We start from the raw sequence: 18,016 nt of genomic DNA on the forward strand, positions 1-18,016 counted from the left end.
TTACTGGATCGGGAAGAACTGGGCGAAGCGGTTCAGGTCGGCGGCGGTGCCGTCAGTGGTGACCAGGCCGGTCTTCAGGGCCGCTTCGCCGTCGATCTCGCCGTTGAGGAGCGGACTGAGTGGGCCGCGGGCCTCGATCACCACGTTCGGCTTGTCGATGGGGCCGGCGGCGACCTCGAGGGACTCGTCGTCGACCAGCGCGTGGACGACCAGGTCGCCGAACCGCAGTTCGTAGCTCACTCGCGCCCGCACCTTCTTCGCCCGGTCCGGCCGGAAGGTGGACCGGAGCGCCATCACCAGGATGTCTGTGGTGACGATCTCGCCCGGGCGGAGTTCGCCGAGCGACCGGGCACCCCACCGGCCGAGGGCGAGGACGACCTGGTCCAGGTCAGCGCCGTACGGCGTGAGTTCGTACACGATCGCGCGGGACGGACTCGGCTCGACCCGGCGGGCGACCACTCCGCCCTGCTCGAGCTCCTTCAGCCGGGTCGCGAGCACATTGGTGGGGATCTTCGGCAGGCCCGCGCGGAGATCCGTGTACCGCTTGGGACCGACCAGGAGGTCCCGGACGATCAGCAGGGCCCACCGCTCCCCGACGAGCTCCATCGCCCGCGCGACCCCGCAGTACTGGCCATAGGACTTTGTCGTCATGAAGCCTACTCTACTTGACAGAGTTTACTTGTTTAAATGAAGCTTACTGCATGGGACGAATGAGCGAGCAAGAGCGAGAGAAGTTTCTGGCCGACATCCACGTCGGCGTGGTGAGTGTCGCGGGCGAGCCCGGCGAGCCGCCGACCAGCGTGCCGACGTTCTACGCGTACCAGCCGGGCGGGCAGATCACCATGTTCACCGGCACCCAGCGACGGAAGCCGAAGCGGATCGAGCGGATTCGCCAGGCCGGCCGGATCACCCTGGTCGCCCAGCGCGAGGAGCTGCCGATGGCCTACGTCACCGTCGAGGCGGAGCTGGTCGAGATCGGCAAGCCCACCCACGACCAGATGTTCGCGATCGCCCGGCGGTACATGCCGGACGAGTTCGCCCAGGGCTTCGTTCAGGGTGAGCTCGGCGATCCGGACAACATCGTCACGCTGCTCACCTTCCGCCCGACCCGCTGGTTCACCTCGAACACCGCCACCGACTGACCGGTCCTGAACCGTTGACGCTCTGGTGGCGCTGTCGTAACAATGAGCCAGCGCTGCGCAAGAAGTTGGCAAACTTGAGCAATTTTTGGATCACATCGGCAATCTTCTTGGCAGCCGCCCCGCCCACAGGAGAGGCCCTGGATGCCATGAGAACGAGATCTGGAAAGTGGCGGCTGCTCGCCGCGGTGCTCGCAAGCTGCCTGGCCCTGACCGCAGCCCCGTTCGACCAGCCGACGGAGGCCGCGGCCGCCGTCCTCGCCGGTCCCAACCTTGCGGCGGGCAAGTCCGCTTCCGCGAGCAGCAGCACGCAGAACTACGTCGCTGCCAACGTGACCGACGGCAACCAGGCCACCTACTGGGAAAGCGCCAACAACGCGTTCCCGCAGTGGGTGCAGGTGGATCTCGGCTCGTCCGTGAGCACCAACCAGGTCGTGCTGAAGCTGCCGACCGCGGGCTGGGGCTCGCGTAACCAGACTCTCGTCGTCCAGGGCAGCACCGACGGCACCAACTTCACCGACCTGTCCCCCTCGGCGTCCCGGGCCTTCGACAATCCGGCCAACACCGCGACGATCGACTACGGCACGGCCACCGCGCGGTACCTCCGGATCCAGATCACCGCCAACACCGGCTGGCCCGCGGGTCAGCTGTCCGAGCTCGAGGTCTACGGCCCGGTCACCGGTGACACCCAGGCTCCCACCGCCCCGGGCAACCTGGCTTTCACCGAACCTGGCACCGGCCAGATCCGGCTCACCTGGACCGCCTCGACCGACAACGTCGGCGTCACCGGGTACGACATCTACGCGAACAACCAACTCAGGACCAGCGTCGCCGGCACCGCCACGACGTTTACGGACACCCAGCCGGCCAGCACCTCGGTCACGTACTTCGTCCGCGCGAAGGATGCCGCTGGCAACCAATCGCCGAACAGCAACAGCGTCACCCGAGGAGGCAGCTCCGGTCCCGGCAACAACCTTGCCCTCGGCAAGCCGATCACCGCATCCGGTTACGTCCACACGTACGTCGCGACGAACGCGAACGACGACAACGTCACGACGTACTGGGAGGGCAACGCCAACCCCGCCACGCTGACCACCCAGCTCGGCGCGAACGCGGACCTGAGCTCGATCGTGATCCGGCTCAACCCGGATGCCGCGTGGGGCAACCGCACCCAGACGTTCTCGATCCTCGGCCGTGAGCAAAGCGCGACCACATTCAGCACCATCGTCGGGTCCGCGGCGTACGAGTTCAGCCCGTCGACCGGCAACCTGGTGACGATCCCGGTCAGCGCGCGCGTGGCCGACGTACGGCTGAACTTCACCGCCAACACCGGCGCCCCGGCCGGTCAGGTCGCCGAGTTCCAGGTGATGGGCGTCCCCGCGCCGAACCCGGATCTCACGCTGTCCAACGTGTCCTGGACACCGACGTCCCCGGTCGAGACCGATGCGATCACCTTGCGCGCAACGGTCAACAACACCGGTACCGCGGGCGCCACGGCGACCGACGTCAACTTCTACCTCGGCGAGACCAAGGTCGGTACGGCGGCTGTCAGCGCGATCGCGGCGGGAGCCTCGACCACCGTCACGGCGACGATCGGCACCCGTGACGCCGGCAGCTACTCGCTCAGCGCCAAGGTCGACGAGGCCGGCACCGTCATCGAGCAGAACGACGCGAACAACTCCGCCAACGCCTCCGGCCCGTTGGTCGTCACCCCGGTCGCCAGCTCCGACCTGATCGCCTCGGCGGTCAACTGGACCCCCGGCAACCCGGCCGCCGGCAACACGGTCACGTTCTCGGTCGCGATCAAGAACCAGGGCAGCGTCGCCTCGGCCACCGGCGCTCACAACCTCACCCTCACCGTGCTCAACGGAAGCACGGTCGTCCGCACTCTCACCGGCTCGTACTCCGGAACCATCGCCGCGGGCGCGACCACTCCGGCGGTCAACCTCGGCACGTGGACCGCGGTCAACGGCCGGTACTCCGTCCGCGTGGTCCTCGCCGACGACGCGAACGAACTGCCGGTGAAGCGCACCAACAACACCAGCGAGCGGCCGTTCTTCGTCGGTCGCGGCGCGAACATGCCGTACGACCAACTCGAGGCCGAGGACGCGGCGGTCGGCGGCGGAGCCCAGGTGATCGGCCCGAACCGGACCGTCGGCGATCTCGCCGGTGAGGCGTCCGGCCGGCGCGCGGTCACGCTGAACAGCAACGGCGCTTTCGTCGAGTTCACCACGACGGCGAGCACGAACACGCTCGTCACGCGCTTCTCGATCCCGGACGCTCCGGGCGGCGGTGGGATCACCTCGTCGATCAACGTCTACGTGAACGGCTCCTTCCACAAGACGTTGCCGCTGACATCGAAGTACGCCTGGCTGTACGGCGCGGAGGCGAGTCCGGGTAACTCACCGGGTGCGGGACCGGCCCGGCACATCTACGACGAGGCTCAGTTGATGCTCGACTCGACCTTCCCGATCGGGACGAGGATCAAGCTGCAGAAGGACCCCGGCAACGACACGACGTACGCGATCGACTTCGTCAACACCGAGGAGGCGACGCCGATCGCCAACCCGGGCGCGGGTTTCACGACTCCGACCGGTTTCACCCACCAAGACGTGCAGAACGCGCTCGACCGGGTCCGCCAGGACAGTTCGCTCCAGGGCGTCTACCTGCCGCCGGGTGACTACCCGACGTCGAGCAAGTTCACCGTTTATGGGAAGGCGATCCGCGTGGTCGGCGCCGGTCCGTGGTTCACCAGATTCGTCGCGCCGACGAACCAGGCGAACACCGACGTCGGATTCGACGCCCAGTCGTCGGCGAACGGATCGTCGTTCAGCGGATTCGCGTACCTCGGCAACTACGACAGCCGCAACGACGGACCGGGCAAGGTGTTCAACTTCGGCGGTACGTCGAACATGACGATCGACAACATCTGGGTCGAGCACCAGATGTGCCTGTACTGGGGCGCGAACACCGACAACTCGGTGATCAAGAACTCGCGGATCCGGAATCTGTTTGCCGACGGCATCAACATGACGAACGGGTCGTCCGGCAACACGGTCAGCAACAACGATGCCCGATCCACCGGTGACGACAGCTTCGCGCTCTTCAACGCCACCGACAACGGCGGCGGCGAGGTCCGGGACAACGTGTTCGAGAACCTCTCGTCCACACTGACCTGGCGGGCGGCCGGCTTCGCGGTGTACGGCGGCACCAACAACATCTTCCGCAACCTGTACGTCGCGGACACGTTGGTGTACTCCGGGATCACGATCAGCTCACTCGACTTCGGCATCCCGATGAACGGCTTCGGCGCCACCCCGCCGACGAGGTTCGAGAACGTCTCCGTGGTTCGCGCGGGTGGGCATTTCTGGGGAGCGCAGACGTTCCCCGGCATCTGGATCTACTCGGCCACGAAGATCTTCCAGGGCATCCGCGTAAGCGACGTGGACATCGTCGACCCGACGTACCACGGCATCATGTTCCAGACCGACTACGTGGGCGGCCAGCCGTTGTTCCCGGTCGCCGACACCATCTTCACCAACGTCGCCATCTCCGGCGCGCGCAAATCCGGCGACGCCTACGACGCCAAGTCCGGCTTCGGCATCTGGGCCAACGAACTCCCCGAACCAGGCGAAGGCCCAGCCCGAGGCGCCGCCACCTTCAACAACCTAACCCTCACCAACAACGCAGTAGACATCCAAAACACCACCACAACCTTCACCCTCACCCGCAACTAGCCCCTCAACCAAGGACGGCCCGCCAGAGCACTCGCTCCAACGGGCCGTCCTTGCGCGAACCCGGCTCGTCCACCGTCCGGAGGGCTGCCGGGTCCACTTCCTAAGGACTCCTGTCCCAGGCACTCTCAACGTTATCCACCAGCAAACCCTTGCCTGAGGGCATTTCCAGATCTGCCCCCGACTGCCCGACGCTGCCCCCGTGTTCCAGCCGAATAGCCTCAATCGACCGTGCGAAGGTCTCACCTTGCCACTCCAGAGGGCGGGGAAATGCCGATCCACGTGTTCGTCGACGAGAACAAATCCAGGGGTCTCCTGATGGCCGCGGCCCGCTGTCCATCAGGCGAGGTCGCGGTCCATCGGAAGGCGCTTCGCGGTCTCCTGCTGCCCGGGCAGGAACGCCTGCATTTCAACCACGAGACAGATGCCCGACGTAAGCAGATCATCCAGGTGATCGCCGACTTCCATCTGCTGGTGGATGTCTACCAGGCGGATCGGGACACGTGGGCCGACCGACGCCGATGTCTGGAGGCAGTCGTGCGGGACACGGCGGGGATGGCAGAACGCTTGGTGGTCGAACGAGAAGAGTCAACCTACGACCACGACCAACGGACGCTGCACGCCGCGTGTCAGCGTTTCAAGTGCTTCGACCTGCGTTGGGAGCTGATGGTGCCGAAGCTGGATCCGCTGCTGTGGGTGCCCGATGCCATCGCCTGGACGTGGAGACGAGGCGGAAGCTGGCGTCGCTCAGTCGAACGCTTCTGTCAGGTGCGGGCACTCTGAAAAGCGCGAGACCCGGCTCGTCCACCGTCCGGTAGGCTGCCGGGTCCACTTCAAGGGGACTCTTCTGTCCCCAAGCAGTCACAACCTTACCCGCTGATTCGGGGTGATGTCTGGGTTTTTGTGGGGCAGATGGGATCTGCCCTGATCTGCCCTGGGGTGGTTAGGAGGCGGTGGGCGGTGGGGGTTAGGGAGTGGAGGGCGGTGCCGTTGGTTCGGTGGGTGGTTAGGAGGCCGGCGTTGCGGAGTACTTGGGCGTGTTCGGAGGCGGAGGCCAGGGAGATGCCGGTGCGGCGGGCCAATTGGGTGGTGGTAGCGGACGAGGTGAGGGCTCGGAGTACGGAGGCTCGGGTGCGGCCGACGAGATCGGCCAAGGCATCCGTGTCAGCCAGGTCATCGGCGAGGGCGTCCATGGGGAACTCCGAGCAAGGGTAGACGAGGACGGGGCGGCGGTCCGGGGCATCCAAGGCCAGGCATTCCGCGGTGAGCGGCGACGGGTAGAGCCGGAGACCACGGCCGCGCAGCTGGACGTCGTACGACGAGGCGCCGTAGACCGTCAGGACGGGCGCCCGCGACTTCACAGCCGCAACCGTGGTCGCCGACTCGCAACCGGGTACGCCGAACTCGACCCCGACCACGATCGCCCGAGACCGAGACCGAGACCGCCTCCTCTGGGTCAACAGCCAACTGGACGTCGCCCCCGGCACCCCGCCTTACACAGTCACCGTGGTCCCCAGCCTGCGCTGATCAGAGGTCGGCGGACAGGTTGTAGAGGACTTCGCCGGCCTCCGTGACCAGGGCTCGGTCGGCGTCGGAGAGTTGGGCCAGGATGGTGGCGAGGGCTTCGGTGGCGTCGGTGCGGACGTGTTTGACCATGTCTGTGCCGTCTTCGGTGAGGACTACGGCGGTGGCTCGGCCGTCGGCGGAGTCTGGTTGGCGGCGGACCAGGCCGGCCGCTTCGAGAGTCGCCACCGTTGTCGTCGCGGTGGGCTGGGAACACGGGACGCGCGCGGCGATGGTTCCGATCCGCATCGGCTGGGACTCGGCGATCATCAGCAGCGTGATGAACTGCGTCGGGTGCAACGAGGTCGTCATCGCACTCCGGCGCAGATGGCGGACGATCCGGTGCATCGCCACCATCAGGTGAACTGCTTTCTCGTCCAGCGCGACCACCCCGTCACGTCGGTGCCTATCCAGTCATCGTGCCACTGGAGACGCCGAGCAGGGTGCGATGGTGACGCGGGTCGTCGATTTCGTCGAGTACGGCGATCGCCAGGTCGGCGTACGAGATGCGCAGCCCCGCGTCGGCCGGAGTGAGCCGATAACTGCCTACCCGAGCTGGGTTCTCGTGGTCGAAATCGCCGGACGGGGCGATCGAGACCCAGTCGAGGTCGGAGCTGTTGAAGACCTCGACAGCAGAGGCGTGGGCGAGGGAGAAACCTCGGTACGCCTGCGGATAGCCCGGGCTGTCCATCAGCAGCTCTCCGGACGCCATTGGCAGGATCGATGCCAGCCCAACCCAGACCAGGCGGCGCCCGTTCACACCAGACGCGAGTGCTCCCGCGGCAGCGCGAAAGAAGTCCGATGAACCAGGGTCGTAGACGGCGGCAACGACCGCATCCGCCTCCCCCGCGATCCGTTCGACATCGGCGACCGAGGTGACATCACCTGCGACGCCGGCGAGATCCTCGTGATCGGCTGGGTTACGAACGACGGGAACGACCTGATGCCCGCGACGAAGGGCCTCGGCCACGACAGCACGACCGGCGCGCCCACCGGCGCCGAAGACAGCGATTTTGCTCATGGCGAAGACCGTAGAAGCAGGCCCGGTATCCGAACGGGTACTGGCTACCCTGTCCCAATGGAGCCGTTGCGCGCGGACATGTTCGAGGAGATCTGCCCGTCCTCGCTGAACCCCTTCCGGTTCGGCCGGGACAAGTGGGCCGCACTGGTGATCCGTTGCCTGGAGGACGGCCCCCGCCGGTACTCCGAACTCCGCGTCCCCCTGCACCGGGTCACGCCCAAGATGCTGACCCAGTCCCTGCGTTCACTGGAGCAGGACGGCCTGATCAGCCGCACCGAGTACGCCGTACCGGTGCGCCGCGTCTTCTACGAGCTGACCCCGCTCGGGCGCAGCCTGCTCGAGCCACTTCGCATCGCCTGCGAGTGGACCGCCGACCACTGGGACGAACTCCTGGACGCCCGCGAGGCCTGACCCTCGTAGACTCGCGGCCGTGGACGAACAAGCGCCGAGCGTGCTCAAGGAGACGCCGAGCTGGTTGCTGACGCAGAGTGCGATGCACGCGCAGCGGATCGTCAGCGAGATGTTCGGCGTCGGCGGGGCACGCGGGTACCACTACCGCCTGCTCGCGACGCTGGCCGAGTTCGGCCCGGCCAGCCAGGCCTCCCTCGGCCGCCGGACCGGAATCGACCGAAGTGACGTCGTCGCGGCGATCAACGAGCTGGCCGCGGACGGCTATCTCGACCGTTCGCCCGATCCCGACGACGGCCGGCGCAACATCATCACCCTCACGGCGGCCGGCAAGCGCCAGCACAAACGCCTCGCCGAGCTGGTCCGCAAGGCCCAGGACGAGATCTTCGCCCCGCTGTCGGCCACCGAACGCGACCAGCTCACCAAACTCCTGACCAAGGTCCTCACTCACCACCGATCCAGCTGACCCATCCGACCCCATCGGCGCTCCGAATGCGTCTGCGGGGGGCCGACTTGGCGCCTCACGGGGACGACGGAAGGATGAGTCATGAGTGAAGCCAGTCGTCGCGGCTTTCTGGTGATCGCCGGCACGGGGGCCGCGGCCACCGTGGGCGCCGCGGTCGCCGGGACGCAGTACTTGCTGGACAACGACAAGAACGAGTTGCAGCCGAAGGTGCAGGATCTGAGCGCCGCCGACCTGGCCAGCGCCGAGTCGTTCGTGGTGCACGTGAAGGACGTCAGGACCGGGCAGCTTGCCATCCTGGTCGACCAGCGCGAGGTGCTCGTCACCGATCGCGAACTCGCCGCCCGCCTCGCCAACGCGACCAGCTGAGGGGCCGGCCATGTCTTCACACCGCGAGGCCCCGGAGATCTCCAAGGACCCGGTCGCCGACAACACCGACGTGTACGCGTTCGTCAGCCCGGACAAGCCCGGCACGGTGACGCTGATCGCGAACTTCATCCCCTTCCAGAACCCGTACGGCGGGCCGAACTTCTACGAGTTCGGTGACGACGTGCTCTACCAGATCCACATCTCCAACCGCGGCGACGCCAAGGCGGACATCAGCTACCAGTTCCGGTTCCAGGCGAAGATCCGGAACAAGAAGACGTTCCTCTACAACACCGGTCCGATCAACTCGCTGGACGACCCGGACTGGAACCGGCCGCAGTACTACTCGGTCACCCGGGTCGAGACCGGCCGATCCCGGGTGCTGGCCCGGAACCTGGCCGTCCCGCCGGTCAACATCGGGCCGCGCAGTACGCCGAAGTACGCGAAACTGGCCCAGAAGGCGGTGCACACGATCGGGGCGGACCGGAAGGTGTTCGCCGGGCAGCGCGCGGACGGGTTCTTCGCCGACCTCGGCAGCATCTTCGATCTCGGCACGTTGCGGCCGTTCCAGATGGCGCACCTGATCCCGTCCGCGGCCGCGATGGGCGTCAACGGGTTGCAGGCGCAGAACGTGCACACGATCGCGTTGCAGGTACCGATCCGGGACCTGACCCGCGACGGCAGCACACCGAAGAATGTGCTCGATCCGAGGGCCGTGATCGGCGTCTACGCGTCGGCGAGCCGGCAGCAGTCGCGGATGATCAGTGGCGGCGAAACGCTGTGGCACGGGCCGTACCGGCAGGTGTCGCGGCTCGGGAACCCCTTGTTCAACGAGGTGATCGTGCCGATGGCGGAGAAGGACAAGTGGAACAGCCGGGCGCCGAAGGACGACAAGGCGTACGCGGGATTCGTGACGAAACCCGAGCTGGCCGGGCTGTTGCCGGTGCTCTACCCGGGTGTGTTCCCGCGGCTGGCGGCGTACAAGAAGCCCCGGGCGGACCTGGCCGCGATCCTGCTGACCGGGATCCCGCAGGGCGTCGTACCGGGGTTCCAGAACTTCACCGGGCCGGTGCAGGCGGACATGTTGCGGCTGAACGTCGCGGTGCCGCCGGCCAAGTCGCCGAATCCGCTCGGCCTGGTCGCCGGTGACGCGGCCGGGTTCCCGAACGGCAGGCGGGTGTTCGACGACGTGGTCACAGTCGAGCTCCGCGCGGTCGCGGGGATCACGATCCCGCTGGTCGATCCGTCGTTCACCCCGGACGACGCGGCCGGCGCGATCAAGGACGGGACGTCGAACACGAACTCCGACTACCTGACCTGGTTCCCCTACCTCGGCGTACCGGCGGGTGGTTACCAGACCAAGCCGGGCATCCCGGCCGTGTCATGACCACCGTCGAGAACCCGCACGCGGGCAAGGGCTCGTCCGTCCTGCTGGACATCGGCGACGACATCGGCGCTCTTGTCATCGGTACGCCGTCCACTTTGGCCGGCCAAGAGATCGAACTACGGCCGCTTCACCACCACGGCCATGGGCACGGTCATGGGCACCACCACCTGCCACATGTGGGCGTTGTCCCAAGACCGGCGCCCAACGGGGAGTTGCTCCACTCAGCCGTCTTCTTCGAGGTCCCAACGGGCTCGTACGAGCTGTATGTACGCCCCAACGGACCCGTCCGGCTGACCGTGCACGTCGAAGGCGGGGTCGTCACGTACGCCGACTGGCCCGCCTGACCCTCTGAGCTGGGGGGACGGGGATCCTTGTGACGCCGTTCACTTGGATCCCCGTTCGGCGCAGAAGCCGGTCGACTCGTCGAGGCACCAGTACCGCCACTGGTCCCGCGTTGGTAGAAAGGTGCCGACCAAGCTATCGACGAGGAGTCCGCGACGTGACCAGTTCCGAGTCACCCCAGTCCGAAGCGCTGTCGAACCTGATGCACGAGGAACGCCGGTTCGACCCGCCGGCCGACCTCGCTGCGAACGCGAACGTGAAGGCCGACTCCTATGACCAGGCAGCCGCCGACCTGGAGGGGTTCTGGGCCGAGCAGGCGAAGCGGCTGACCTGGGCGGTCGAGCCCACCCAGATCCTGGACTGGAGCAACCCGCCGTTCGCCAAGTGGTACGCCGACGGCAAGCTGAACGCGGCGTACAACTGCGTCGACCGGCACGTGGAGAACGGCCTTGGCGACAAGATCGCGTACTACTTCGAGGGCGAGCCCGGCGACACCCGCGAGATCAGCTACGCCCAGCTCAAGGACGAGGTCAGCCAGGCCGCGAACGCGCTGCTCGAGCTCGGCGTCCAGCCGGGTGACCGGGTTGCCATCTACATGCCGATGATCCCGGAGACCGTGGTCGCGATGCTCGCCTGCGCCCGGGTCGGCGCTCCGCACACGGTCGTCTTCGGCGGCTTCTCCGCGGACGCGTTGAAGGGCCGGATCCAGGACTGCGACGCGCGGATCGTGATCACCTCCGACGGTGGTTACCGCCGTGGCGCCCCGGCCGCCCTGAAGCCCGCCGTCGACGCCGCGCTGGAGGAATGCCCGGACGTGCGGAACGTGCTCGTGGTACGGCGTACCGGGCAGGAGACCGCGATGGCCGACGGCCGGGACCTGTGGTGGGAGGATTTCGTCGGCAAGCAGTCGACCGAGCACACCCCGGAGGCGTTCGACGCCGAGCACCCGCTGTACGTGATGTACACGTCCGGCACCACCGGCAAGCCGAAGGGCATCCTGCACACGACCGGCGGCTACCTGGTGGGCACGTCGTACACGCAATGGGCCGTCTTCGACCTGAAGGCCGACACCGACGTGTACTGGACCGCCGCCGACATCGGCTGGGTGACCGGCCACAGCTACATCGTGTACGGCGCTCTCGCCAACGCGACCACGTCGGTCCTCTACGAAGGCACGCCGGACACCCCGCACAAGGGCCGCTGGTGGGAGATCGTCGAGAAGTACAAGGTCTCCATCCTGTACTGCGCGCCGACGGCGATCCGCACGTTCATGAAGTGGGGCGATGAGATCCCGGCCAAGTTCGACCTGTCGACGCTGCGGGTGATCGGATCGGTCGGCGAACCGATCAACCCGGAGGCGTACATCTGGTACCGCGAGCACATCGGTGGCAACAAGGCGCCGGTGGTCGACACGTGGTGGCAGACCGAGACCGGGATGCAAATGATCTCCCCGCTGCCCGGTGTAACCGCGGGCAAGCCGGGCGCGGCGATGCGTGCGCTGCCGGGCGTCAACGTGGACGTGGTGGACGACTCCGGTAAGCCGGTGCCGAACGGGTCGGGCGGTTACCTGGTGCTGACCAAGCCGTGGCCGGCGATGCTGCGGACGCTTTGGGGCGACGACGAGCGGTTCATCGAGACGTACTGGTCCCGGTTCGAGGGCATGTACTTCGCCGGTGACGGCGCCAAGAAGGACGAAGACGGCGACCTGTGGTTGCTCGGCCGGGTGGACGACGTGATGAACATTTCCGGCCACCGGCTGTCCACCACCGAGATCGAGTCCGCCCTGGTCTCGCACCCGAAGGTCGCCGAGGCCGCCGTCGTCGGCGCGTCCGACCCGACCACCGGCCAGGCGATCGCGGCGTTCGTCATCCTTCGCTCGGAGGCCGGTGACGGCGGCCCCGACGTCGTCCAGGAACTCCGCAACCACGTCGCCAAGGAGATCGGCCCGATCGCCAAGCCCCGGCAGATCATGGTCGTGGCCGAACTGCCGAAGACCCGGTCCGGCAAGATCATGCGCCGGCTGCTCCGCGACGTCGCCGAGAAGCGCGAGGTCGGCGACGTCACCACCCTGGCCGACAGCAGCGTCATGGACCTGATCAAGACCGACCTCGCCGCCGGCAAGGGCACCGACGAGGACTGATTTCCTGCCGCGCGCCCGCCCACCTCTTCGTGGGCGGGCGCTGCCCCTTCCCGGCCCTAGCCTGAACCGGTGAACGCCGTCACCGCGCTGGTCGCGATCGCCCACGCCGGCCTGGCCGCCGCGTGGATAGGCGGGATGACCTACTCCCTGTTCGTCATCCAGCCCAAGCTGAAGAAGTTCTACGCCGCCGACGAGGAATCCCGCGAGGCCCTCACCACGGTAATTGCCTCAGGCAACCGCTGGATGGTGCTCGGCCTGATCGCCGCGATCGCGTTGACCGGCGTTGGCCTTCTACTGCTCACCCACACCAACTGGTGGATCCACGCCCTCAAGGCCGCCCTGCTCCTCGCCGCCACCACCATCTTCTGGTACGTCTCCTGGCACCACTGGCCCCACCGAGTCTTCGCCACGTCCACCGAACGCCCGGCGTACCAAGGACAGCTCCGCCTCCTCGCCACCGTCATGCTGGCCCTGACCTCACTGGCCTTCGCCCTCGGCGTCGCGTCCGTCCACCTCACCTGATCTGACAGCAGCCTGTGGGGGATCGAACGGCGAGCAACCGGCCGCGGTGACGACGGTGACCGTCACGGCGATCGCACCGACACCGACCGTTGGGAGTAGCTCGACGACGACACCGGACGGACCGCTGGTGGACGACTCGATCGGAGCTTCCGAGCCGGTCGAATCGGAGACGCCGACGGCGCTGGCCGCGGACGTCGCGGGCCGGCCGCTGACCTTGAGCAACGTCTTCAAGTATCCGGATGGCTGGAAGGACGGCCGGTACGACGTCGCGGACCAGAAACAGGCGACCGGCATCGGAGGCCTCACCACCTCCTGCGGCGACTTCAACCAGTCCGTGCTGGAGCTACGGCTCGCCAACAACTTCAGCCGGTTCAAGCTGGAATTCGGTGAGAGCAACTCGTCGATCAGCTCCGATGAGGTGCTCGTGGTCCGGATCGACACCAACAGCCAGTACCGGGACCAGAAGAGCACGAAACTCAACCAGATCGCGGCTTTCGACCTCCCGGTCCAGAAGGTCAACGCACTGAAGATCATCGTCACTCTGAAGGAGTCGACGACCTGTGGCTCCGGCACGGTCGAGGCGGTGCTGATGAACATGGTGCTGTCTTGACCGATCCGCCTCCGGCCGGCCAGTCCAGCGGACTCTTCAAGCACCTGGACAGGATCACCGAGAACCGGTGGCTGAAGACGCTCGTCGCCATCGGTGAGGTGGTCGGGCTGTTCGTGCTCGTCGGAAGCGGAGTGAGCTGGCTGGTCCGGCAGGTCGGCGATGACGACCCGACGACCGCGACGACCCGCGGCCCCATCGGTCGTAGTACCCAGTGGAGCCAGCCCTACGACAGCTCCGGCTATTCCGTCGCTATCAGGTTCACGATCGACCCAGCCGGCAGACGAGCAACTGTGCTTTTCGTCGACCAGTACTGCGGTCGACTGCCGGGAGAACCATCGGTTCGAGGCACTCGCGACCTTCGGTGCCTGCGACCAACGGATGGTGATCGACTATGTCGGCGGCCGGGCGGCGTTGGATGTCACGATCGCCAAGGCCCTCAAGCAACCCGGCGGACGGTGCTGGCTCGCCGCGGGCCGCGACGTCGCCGGCACCGCCAAGGATGTGCTCCAGGGCCCCGACTCCGCGAACTGGCGGCGTTGCTACGACCGCCGCACCGGGACGAACGTCTCCTGCGGCGTACTCCACAGCGGCGAGTACCTGGCAGCCGGCAACCTACTGCGAGCGACCGACGTAGAGTGCCAGGTCGCCGCCGCAACCTACCTGGACCAGAACCCCGGCAACCTACTCGAGGACCTCGAAGTCCGCCCCCTCCCGGTCGAATCCGGCAACCCCGACACGGCCCGCTGCATACCTCGGCTCCCGACCGGTCCCGATCTACTCGCAGTAGGCACCCAATCGCGGTGACGGCCCGCGCGTTCGGGGGAAACCTGGTCGAGGTTCCAGGCGCTGTCGTTGCTCTGGGCAACACCATCGCCTTCTCGACCTCCCCCTGCCGAAGCAGGACCCGAAGCCTCAAGTTGATGGGGTGCGGGTCGGGTGGGTGCCGGTGTGGTCGACTCGGAAGGTGAACTGGTGGGGGCTGGTCCATTCCAGTGCGCCGTCGTCGAGTCGGCGGACTTGCCAGCGTCCGTGCGTTTTCAGGCGGTGGGTGAACCGGCGCAGCGGGGCGAGGTTGGTGGTGGAGGTCTGTTCTGTTGGTCCGAGGGGATCGTAGGGCTGGATGTGGTCGAGGTCGGTGGTGTTGGTGGTGTGTGCGGTGCCGTAGGGGAATTGCTCGACCGGGTAGGTGAGCTTGATCCGTTCCCGGATCCTCGCCGGGATCTCGTAGGCGTCGACAGCGATCTTGTGGTTGAGATCGATCACCGGCTTGACGATGTAGGGGCGGTGGCCGATGAGTTCGGCGAGCTGGTCGGCGAGGAGTGGGCCGAGGTTCTCCACCCGCAGGACGCCGGTGCCGGTGGCGAGGGTCTGGTCGGTCAGGTGGACATAGACCACGGTCCTGCCCGTGCCCGCGCCTGCGCGTGCACGTCGGGTGGGACCGCGCCCACTCGCACCGGGCTCGGTTGCACTCCCGAGGCTGGTGCCGGGGGCGATGCCGTCGAGCCGGTTGAGGGTGGCGTTGAGGGCGCGGCGTGCGGCGGTGTCCATCGGTTCGGCGGCGTCGTCGTCGATGGTGGTGGGGGTGGGGTTGCCGGGGTCGGGTGGTGGTCGGCGGGGTGGGGTGTCGAGGGGGTCGGGCAGGTCGCTGCTGGGGTGTGGTGTGTCGCGGTCGGTCTCGTCGTCGGGTTCCCGCATCCACCATTCGCCCAGGTCGGTGTCGTCGACGGGGTCGGTCGAGTGCGCGGATTCAGCGGGATCGACCGGGTTGACCGGGGCCGCGGGATCGGCCGGGTCGTTGGTGGCGGCGGGTCCGGCATGGACCGGGGTGGTGGCCAGGTCGTCGGCGGGGCGGGTGGGGCGTGCGGGGTTCGCAGAAGTTGAGGGATCGGTGGCGTCGACCGGGTCCGCCGGGTGGGCGGGGTCCGCGGTGTGGGCAGGATCCGCGGAATCGACCGCGGCCGCGGGGCGCGCGGCCGCACTGGGGCGGGCGGCGGCGGTGGCCGGGGAGTCCGGGCGCCGGTGGCTTGCGGGGTCGGTCGAGGCGGTGGGACGCGCGGACGGTGCGGGGGCGGCCGCCGGGTTCGTGGCCGCCGGGTTCGTGGGCGCGGCCGGATCGACGGGCGCGGCGGCATCGGCGGGCGGATCGGCGGAATCTGCGGGCCGGGACGGGGTGGCGGGGGCGGTGGCTGCGGTGCGGGCTTCGTGGGCGGCGGTGAGGAGGGCGAGGGCGTAGTCGGGGTCGGCGAGGATGCCGATCGCCTTGGCCCGGCGCAGGCGCAGCGGGTCGGTGTCGCCGAGGGTCTTCAGGGCGTCGGCGATCGAGTTGATGGTGGCGTCGAAGCGGATCACGTCACCGGAGGCGGCCAGCACGTACATGGCCTTGGTGCCGTTGTCGTCGGATTGGGCGACGTAGACGCCGCGTTCGCGGGCCTTCTGTTTCGCGGCGGCTGCGGCGGCTTCGGGGTCGGCCTTCCAGAGGGCGGCCTTGACGATGGTGGTGAGCCGGGCCGGGGTGACCGAGTCGATGATGCCGGCGACTTCGTGGTCGACGAGCGCGGCGGCCTCCAGGGACAGGTCGAGGCAGGCGGTGGCGATCTTGCGGGCCTTCCACGGGGTCGCCTCGTAGGCCTGGACCATGGCCCAGCAGCGGGGGAGGCGGTGCAGCAGGGCCAGGGCCTGGCCGACGAACTCGGCGGCGACGCCGGCGGAGACGCCGGCGGAGACGCCGAGCACGACGGCGCCGAACTCGGCCGGTGCGAACTCCGCGATCTCGGGGCAGCCCGCACCGCCCAGCACCACACCCCGCTCCCGGCCACGCGCACTACCCCGCACACCGTCCCTGCCGCCGCCCGACTCCCCATCGCGGGCGCCGCCGCGGCGGCACTGGAGGGATTCGACGCTGTGGAGGGCGGCGAACTGCTGGGCATGGACAAGGACACTCACCTCGTGCTCGCGGGCCATGGCGTGGTGCTCCGCGGCCGAGGCGAGCACCTCGGCCGCGGTGAGCCCTGACAAGTCTCCTTCGAACATGCACCAATTCTATCGAACATACGTTCGATGCCCAAATCGAGAGCGCTCCGTTCCTCCTTGTTTTCAAGGGGAAGTCGCGGTCGCGGGCAGGCGAAATGCCTGCCGGCGCGGACTGCCGCACGGCGGGCACCCCTTGGGCAACTGGGCAGAATGACGAAATCATTGCCTTAGGCCCCTATTTGACCTGAGGGGGAGTGCCGCGGGTCATCTGTGCCGGTAGGCGGGGCCGCCGCCGATTGGGGACTCCCGGGGCAGTGACCACGATGGCTCGTGGAGTCCTCACGCGAACCGGCGGCGGAGGAGACGCGAGGCCCGGGTGGGTGGAGCAGGACGGTGGAGAGGGGCGGCGGGGCGGCGGGGCGGCGGCGGCGGCGGCGGCGGCGGCGGCGAACGTACTACCGCAGTACACAGATTTGATCAGGTATCACGGGCTGGTGTGTGAAAACCGGTTCAGGGGGTGCGGTAGGCGATCGTGAGGTTGTAGCGGTCGGAGCGGTAGATGGAGCGGCCGAATTCGATGACTTCGCCGGTGGCGGTTCGGGGCGCCGAGGTGATGATCAGGCAGGGGGTGGTCGGAGTGACGTCAAGGAGGGCCGCGTCGTCAGAGGACTCGGGTGGGGCGGCGATGATCGAGGCGGAGACCAGGCCGAGGGTTACGTCCCAGCGGGCCGCGAGTTCGGCGTACAGGGAGAGGCTGCTGAAGTCGAGGTGCTCCAGGCCGGGGTACCGGCGCAGGGAGAGGGCGGTGCGCTCGATCGCGGTCGGTTCGCCGTCGGCGGTGCGGAGGCGGACCAGGTGCAGGACGGGCGTGCCGACGGGTTCCTGGAGTTCGGCGGCGAGGGTCTGGTCGGCGGCGGCGACTCGATGGTCGAGCACCTTCGCGCCGGGGGTGATGCCGCGGGCGCGCATGTCCGCGCTGAAGGACGAGGAGAACATCCGGTTCGGCCGGGCATCGGCGACGAAGGTGCCGCCGCCGGGACGGCGGGCGGCGAGGCCCTCGGCAACGACCCGGTCGACCTCCTGGCGGACCGTCATCCGGGCGACGCCGAAGCGCTCGGCCAGGACCCGTTCGGACGGCAGCACGGTGCCCGCGGACAGGCTGCGGGTGAGCGTGTGCAGGATCTCGCGGATCTGGTCACCCTTCGGCCGGTCGGCGCGGAGCTCGGTCGGCAGCTCGGCTAGGTCACCGGGGTTGTTCCTGGGGCGGGCCATGATGGTCAGTATCCCTGCGTGTCTGGCCCGGCAAACCGGTTGCCGGGGGCGCGAACAGTTACCGCGAACAGTGACTGCG

At 67.9% G+C, this 18,016-nt stretch carries 18 protein-coding genes; 12 read left to right on the top strand and 6 right to left on the bottom strand.

The genetic code is table 11. The annotated features are described in order from the left end of the window. Entirely contained in the window at positions 1-651 is a 651-nt protein-coding gene (locus EV643_RS33705) for a winged helix-turn-helix transcriptional regulator (RefSeq protein ID WP_133804246.1), read from the bottom strand. A gap of 59 nt (positions 652-710) precedes the next feature. Between EV643_RS33705 and EV643_RS33710 the strand changes: the two genes are divergently transcribed. The 3 genes from EV643_RS33710 to EV643_RS33720 all read left to right on the top strand — a co-directional run bounded on the left by EV643_RS33710 (position 711) and on the right by EV643_RS33720 (position 5,656). Next, positions 711-1,142, top strand: a complete 432-nt coding sequence (locus EV643_RS33710; protein WP_133804247.1) for a pyridoxamine 5'-phosphate oxidase family protein — start codon at positions 711-713, stop codon at positions 1,140-1,142. 146 nt (positions 1,143-1,288) lie between these two features. Further along, positions 1,289-4,876: a discoidin domain-containing protein gene (locus tag EV643_RS33715; RefSeq protein WP_133804248.1), complete on the top strand. Its 3,588-nt coding sequence runs from the start codon at positions 1,289-1,291 to the stop codon at positions 4,874-4,876. A 267-nt stretch (positions 4,877-5,143) separates the two neighbouring features. Further along, complete coding sequence (locus EV643_RS33720; RefSeq protein ID WP_133804249.1) at positions 5,144-5,656, top strand: hypothetical protein; 513 nt, start codon at positions 5,144-5,146, stop codon at positions 5,654-5,656. Between the two features lie 86 nt (positions 5,657-5,742). Here EV643_RS33720 and EV643_RS33725 read toward each other — a convergent pair whose 3' ends face one another. The 3 genes from EV643_RS33725 to EV643_RS33735 all read right to left on the bottom strand — a co-directional run bounded on the left by EV643_RS33725 (position 5,743) and on the right by EV643_RS33735 (position 7,457). Further along, entirely contained in the window at positions 5,743-6,234 is a 492-nt protein-coding gene (locus EV643_RS33725) for a winged helix-turn-helix domain-containing protein (RefSeq protein ID WP_238165979.1), read from the bottom strand. A 166-nt stretch (positions 6,235-6,400) separates the two neighbouring features. After that, positions 6,401-6,826 carry a MarR family winged helix-turn-helix transcriptional regulator gene (locus EV643_RS33730; RefSeq protein WP_238165980.1) on the bottom strand — a complete coding sequence of 142 codons (426 nt, stop codon included), beginning with the start codon at positions 6,824-6,826 and terminating at the stop codon, positions 6,401-6,403. 16 nt (positions 6,827-6,842) lie between these two features. Next, entirely contained in the window at positions 6,843-7,457 is a 615-nt protein-coding gene (locus tag EV643_RS33735; protein WP_133804251.1) for an NAD(P)-dependent oxidoreductase, read from the bottom strand. Positions 7,458-7,514: 57 nt separating this feature from the next. Here EV643_RS33735 and EV643_RS33740 point away from each other — a divergent pair, with 57 nt between their 5' ends. From EV643_RS33740 to EV643_RS33780, 9 genes are all read left to right on the top strand, one after another. Beyond that, on the top strand, positions 7,515-7,868 hold the full coding sequence (locus tag EV643_RS33740; RefSeq protein ID WP_133804252.1) for a winged helix-turn-helix transcriptional regulator: 354 nt from the start codon (positions 7,515-7,517) through the stop codon (positions 7,866-7,868). Between the two features lie 19 nt (positions 7,869-7,887). After that, a complete protein-coding gene (locus EV643_RS33745; RefSeq protein ID WP_202869878.1) occupies positions 7,888-8,331 on the top strand; it encodes a MarR family winged helix-turn-helix transcriptional regulator in 444 nt (147 codons plus the stop codon). 81 nt (positions 8,332-8,412) lie between these two features. Beyond that, positions 8,413-8,697 carry a hypothetical protein gene (locus tag EV643_RS33750; protein ID WP_133804253.1) on the top strand — a complete coding sequence of 95 codons (285 nt, stop codon included), beginning with the start codon at positions 8,413-8,415 and terminating at the stop codon, positions 8,695-8,697. A gap of 10 nt (positions 8,698-8,707) precedes the next feature. After that, on the top strand, positions 8,708-10,081 hold the full coding sequence (locus EV643_RS33755) for a DUF4331 domain-containing protein (RefSeq protein WP_133804254.1): 1,374 nt from the start codon (positions 8,708-8,710) through the stop codon (positions 10,079-10,081). After that, positions 10,078-10,425 carry a hypothetical protein gene (locus EV643_RS33760; RefSeq protein WP_133804255.1) on the top strand — a complete coding sequence of 116 codons (348 nt, stop codon included), beginning with the start codon at positions 10,078-10,080 and terminating at the stop codon, positions 10,423-10,425. The genes EV643_RS33755 and EV643_RS33760 overlap by 4 nt, the downstream gene beginning before the upstream one ends. A gap of 200 nt (positions 10,426-10,625) precedes the next feature. Beyond that, positions 10,626-12,563: an acetate--CoA ligase gene (acs, locus tag EV643_RS33765; RefSeq protein WP_133804352.1), complete on the top strand. Its 1,938-nt coding sequence runs from the start codon at positions 10,626-10,628 to the stop codon at positions 12,561-12,563. Between the two features lie 69 nt (positions 12,564-12,632). Beyond that, positions 12,633-13,085, top strand: coding sequence for a hypothetical protein (locus EV643_RS33770; protein ID WP_238165981.1), 453 nt, complete (start codon positions 12,633-12,635; stop codon positions 13,083-13,085). Positions 13,086-13,131: 46 nt separating this feature from the next. After that, positions 13,132-13,695 (top strand): hypothetical protein, encoded by a 564-nt coding sequence (locus EV643_RS33775; protein WP_133804256.1) that lies wholly within the window; start codon positions 13,132-13,134, stop codon positions 13,693-13,695. Positions 13,696-14,073: 378 nt separating this feature from the next. Next, positions 14,074-14,499: a hypothetical protein gene (locus EV643_RS33780; RefSeq protein WP_133804257.1), complete on the top strand. Its 426-nt coding sequence runs from the start codon at positions 14,074-14,076 to the stop codon at positions 14,497-14,499. 108 nt (positions 14,500-14,607) lie between these two features. On the opposite strand, the gene EV643_RS33785 is transcribed toward EV643_RS33780, so the two are convergent. Both EV643_RS33785 and EV643_RS33790 read right to left on the bottom strand, forming a co-directional pair. Further along, positions 14,608-16,725 carry a hypothetical protein gene (locus EV643_RS33785; protein ID WP_133804258.1) on the bottom strand — a complete coding sequence of 706 codons (2,118 nt, stop codon included), beginning with the start codon at positions 16,723-16,725 and terminating at the stop codon, positions 14,608-14,610. Positions 16,726-17,175: 450 nt separating this feature from the next. Then, positions 17,176-17,937 carry a GntR family transcriptional regulator gene (locus EV643_RS33790; protein WP_133804259.1) on the bottom strand — a complete coding sequence of 254 codons (762 nt, stop codon included), beginning with the start codon at positions 17,935-17,937 and terminating at the stop codon, positions 17,176-17,178. Between the last annotated feature and the right edge of the window lie 79 nt (positions 17,938-18,016).

It is taken from the genome of Kribbella caucasensis, from assembly GCF_004361855.1.
Lineage (GTDB): Bacteria > Actinomycetota > Actinomycetes > Propionibacteriales > Kribbellaceae > Kribbella > Kribbella caucasensis.

Coding starts and splice junctions, on each gene's coding strand:
- EV643_RS33705 (WP_133804246.1), bottom strand. CDS start 651: ATGACGACAAAGTCCTATGGCCAGTACTGCGGGGTCGCGCGGGCGATG.
- EV643_RS33710 (WP_133804247.1), top strand. CDS start 711: ATGAGCGAGCAAGAGCGAGAGAAGTTTCTGGCCGACATCCACGTCGGC.
- EV643_RS33715 (WP_133804248.1), top strand. CDS start 1,289: ATGAGAACGAGATCTGGAAAGTGGCGGCTGCTCGCCGCGGTGCTCGCA.
- EV643_RS33720 (WP_133804249.1), top strand. CDS start 5,144: ATGCCGATCCACGTGTTCGTCGACGAGAACAAATCCAGGGGTCTCCTG.
- EV643_RS33735 (WP_133804251.1), bottom strand. CDS start 7,457: ATGAGCAAAATCGCTGTCTTCGGCGCCGGTGGGCGCGCCGGTCGTGCT.
- EV643_RS33740 (WP_133804252.1), top strand. CDS start 7,515: ATGGAGCCGTTGCGCGCGGACATGTTCGAGGAGATCTGCCCGTCCTCG.
- EV643_RS33750 (WP_133804253.1), top strand. CDS start 8,413: ATGAGTGAAGCCAGTCGTCGCGGCTTTCTGGTGATCGCCGGCACGGGG.
- EV643_RS33755 (WP_133804254.1), top strand. CDS start 8,708: ATGTCTTCACACCGCGAGGCCCCGGAGATCTCCAAGGACCCGGTCGCC.
- EV643_RS33760 (WP_133804255.1), top strand. CDS start 10,078: ATGACCACCGTCGAGAACCCGCACGCGGGCAAGGGCTCGTCCGTCCTG.
- acs (WP_133804352.1), top strand. CDS start 10,626: ATGCACGAGGAACGCCGGTTCGACCCGCCGGCCGACCTCGCTGCGAAC.
- EV643_RS33780 (WP_133804257.1), top strand. CDS start 14,074: ATGGTGATCGACTATGTCGGCGGCCGGGCGGCGTTGGATGTCACGATC.
- EV643_RS33785 (WP_133804258.1), bottom strand. CDS start 16,725: ATGTTCGAAGGAGACTTGTCAGGGCTCACCGCGGCCGAGGTGCTCGCC.
- EV643_RS33790 (WP_133804259.1), bottom strand. CDS start 17,937: ATGGCCCGCCCCAGGAACAACCCCGGTGACCTAGCCGAGCTGCCGACC.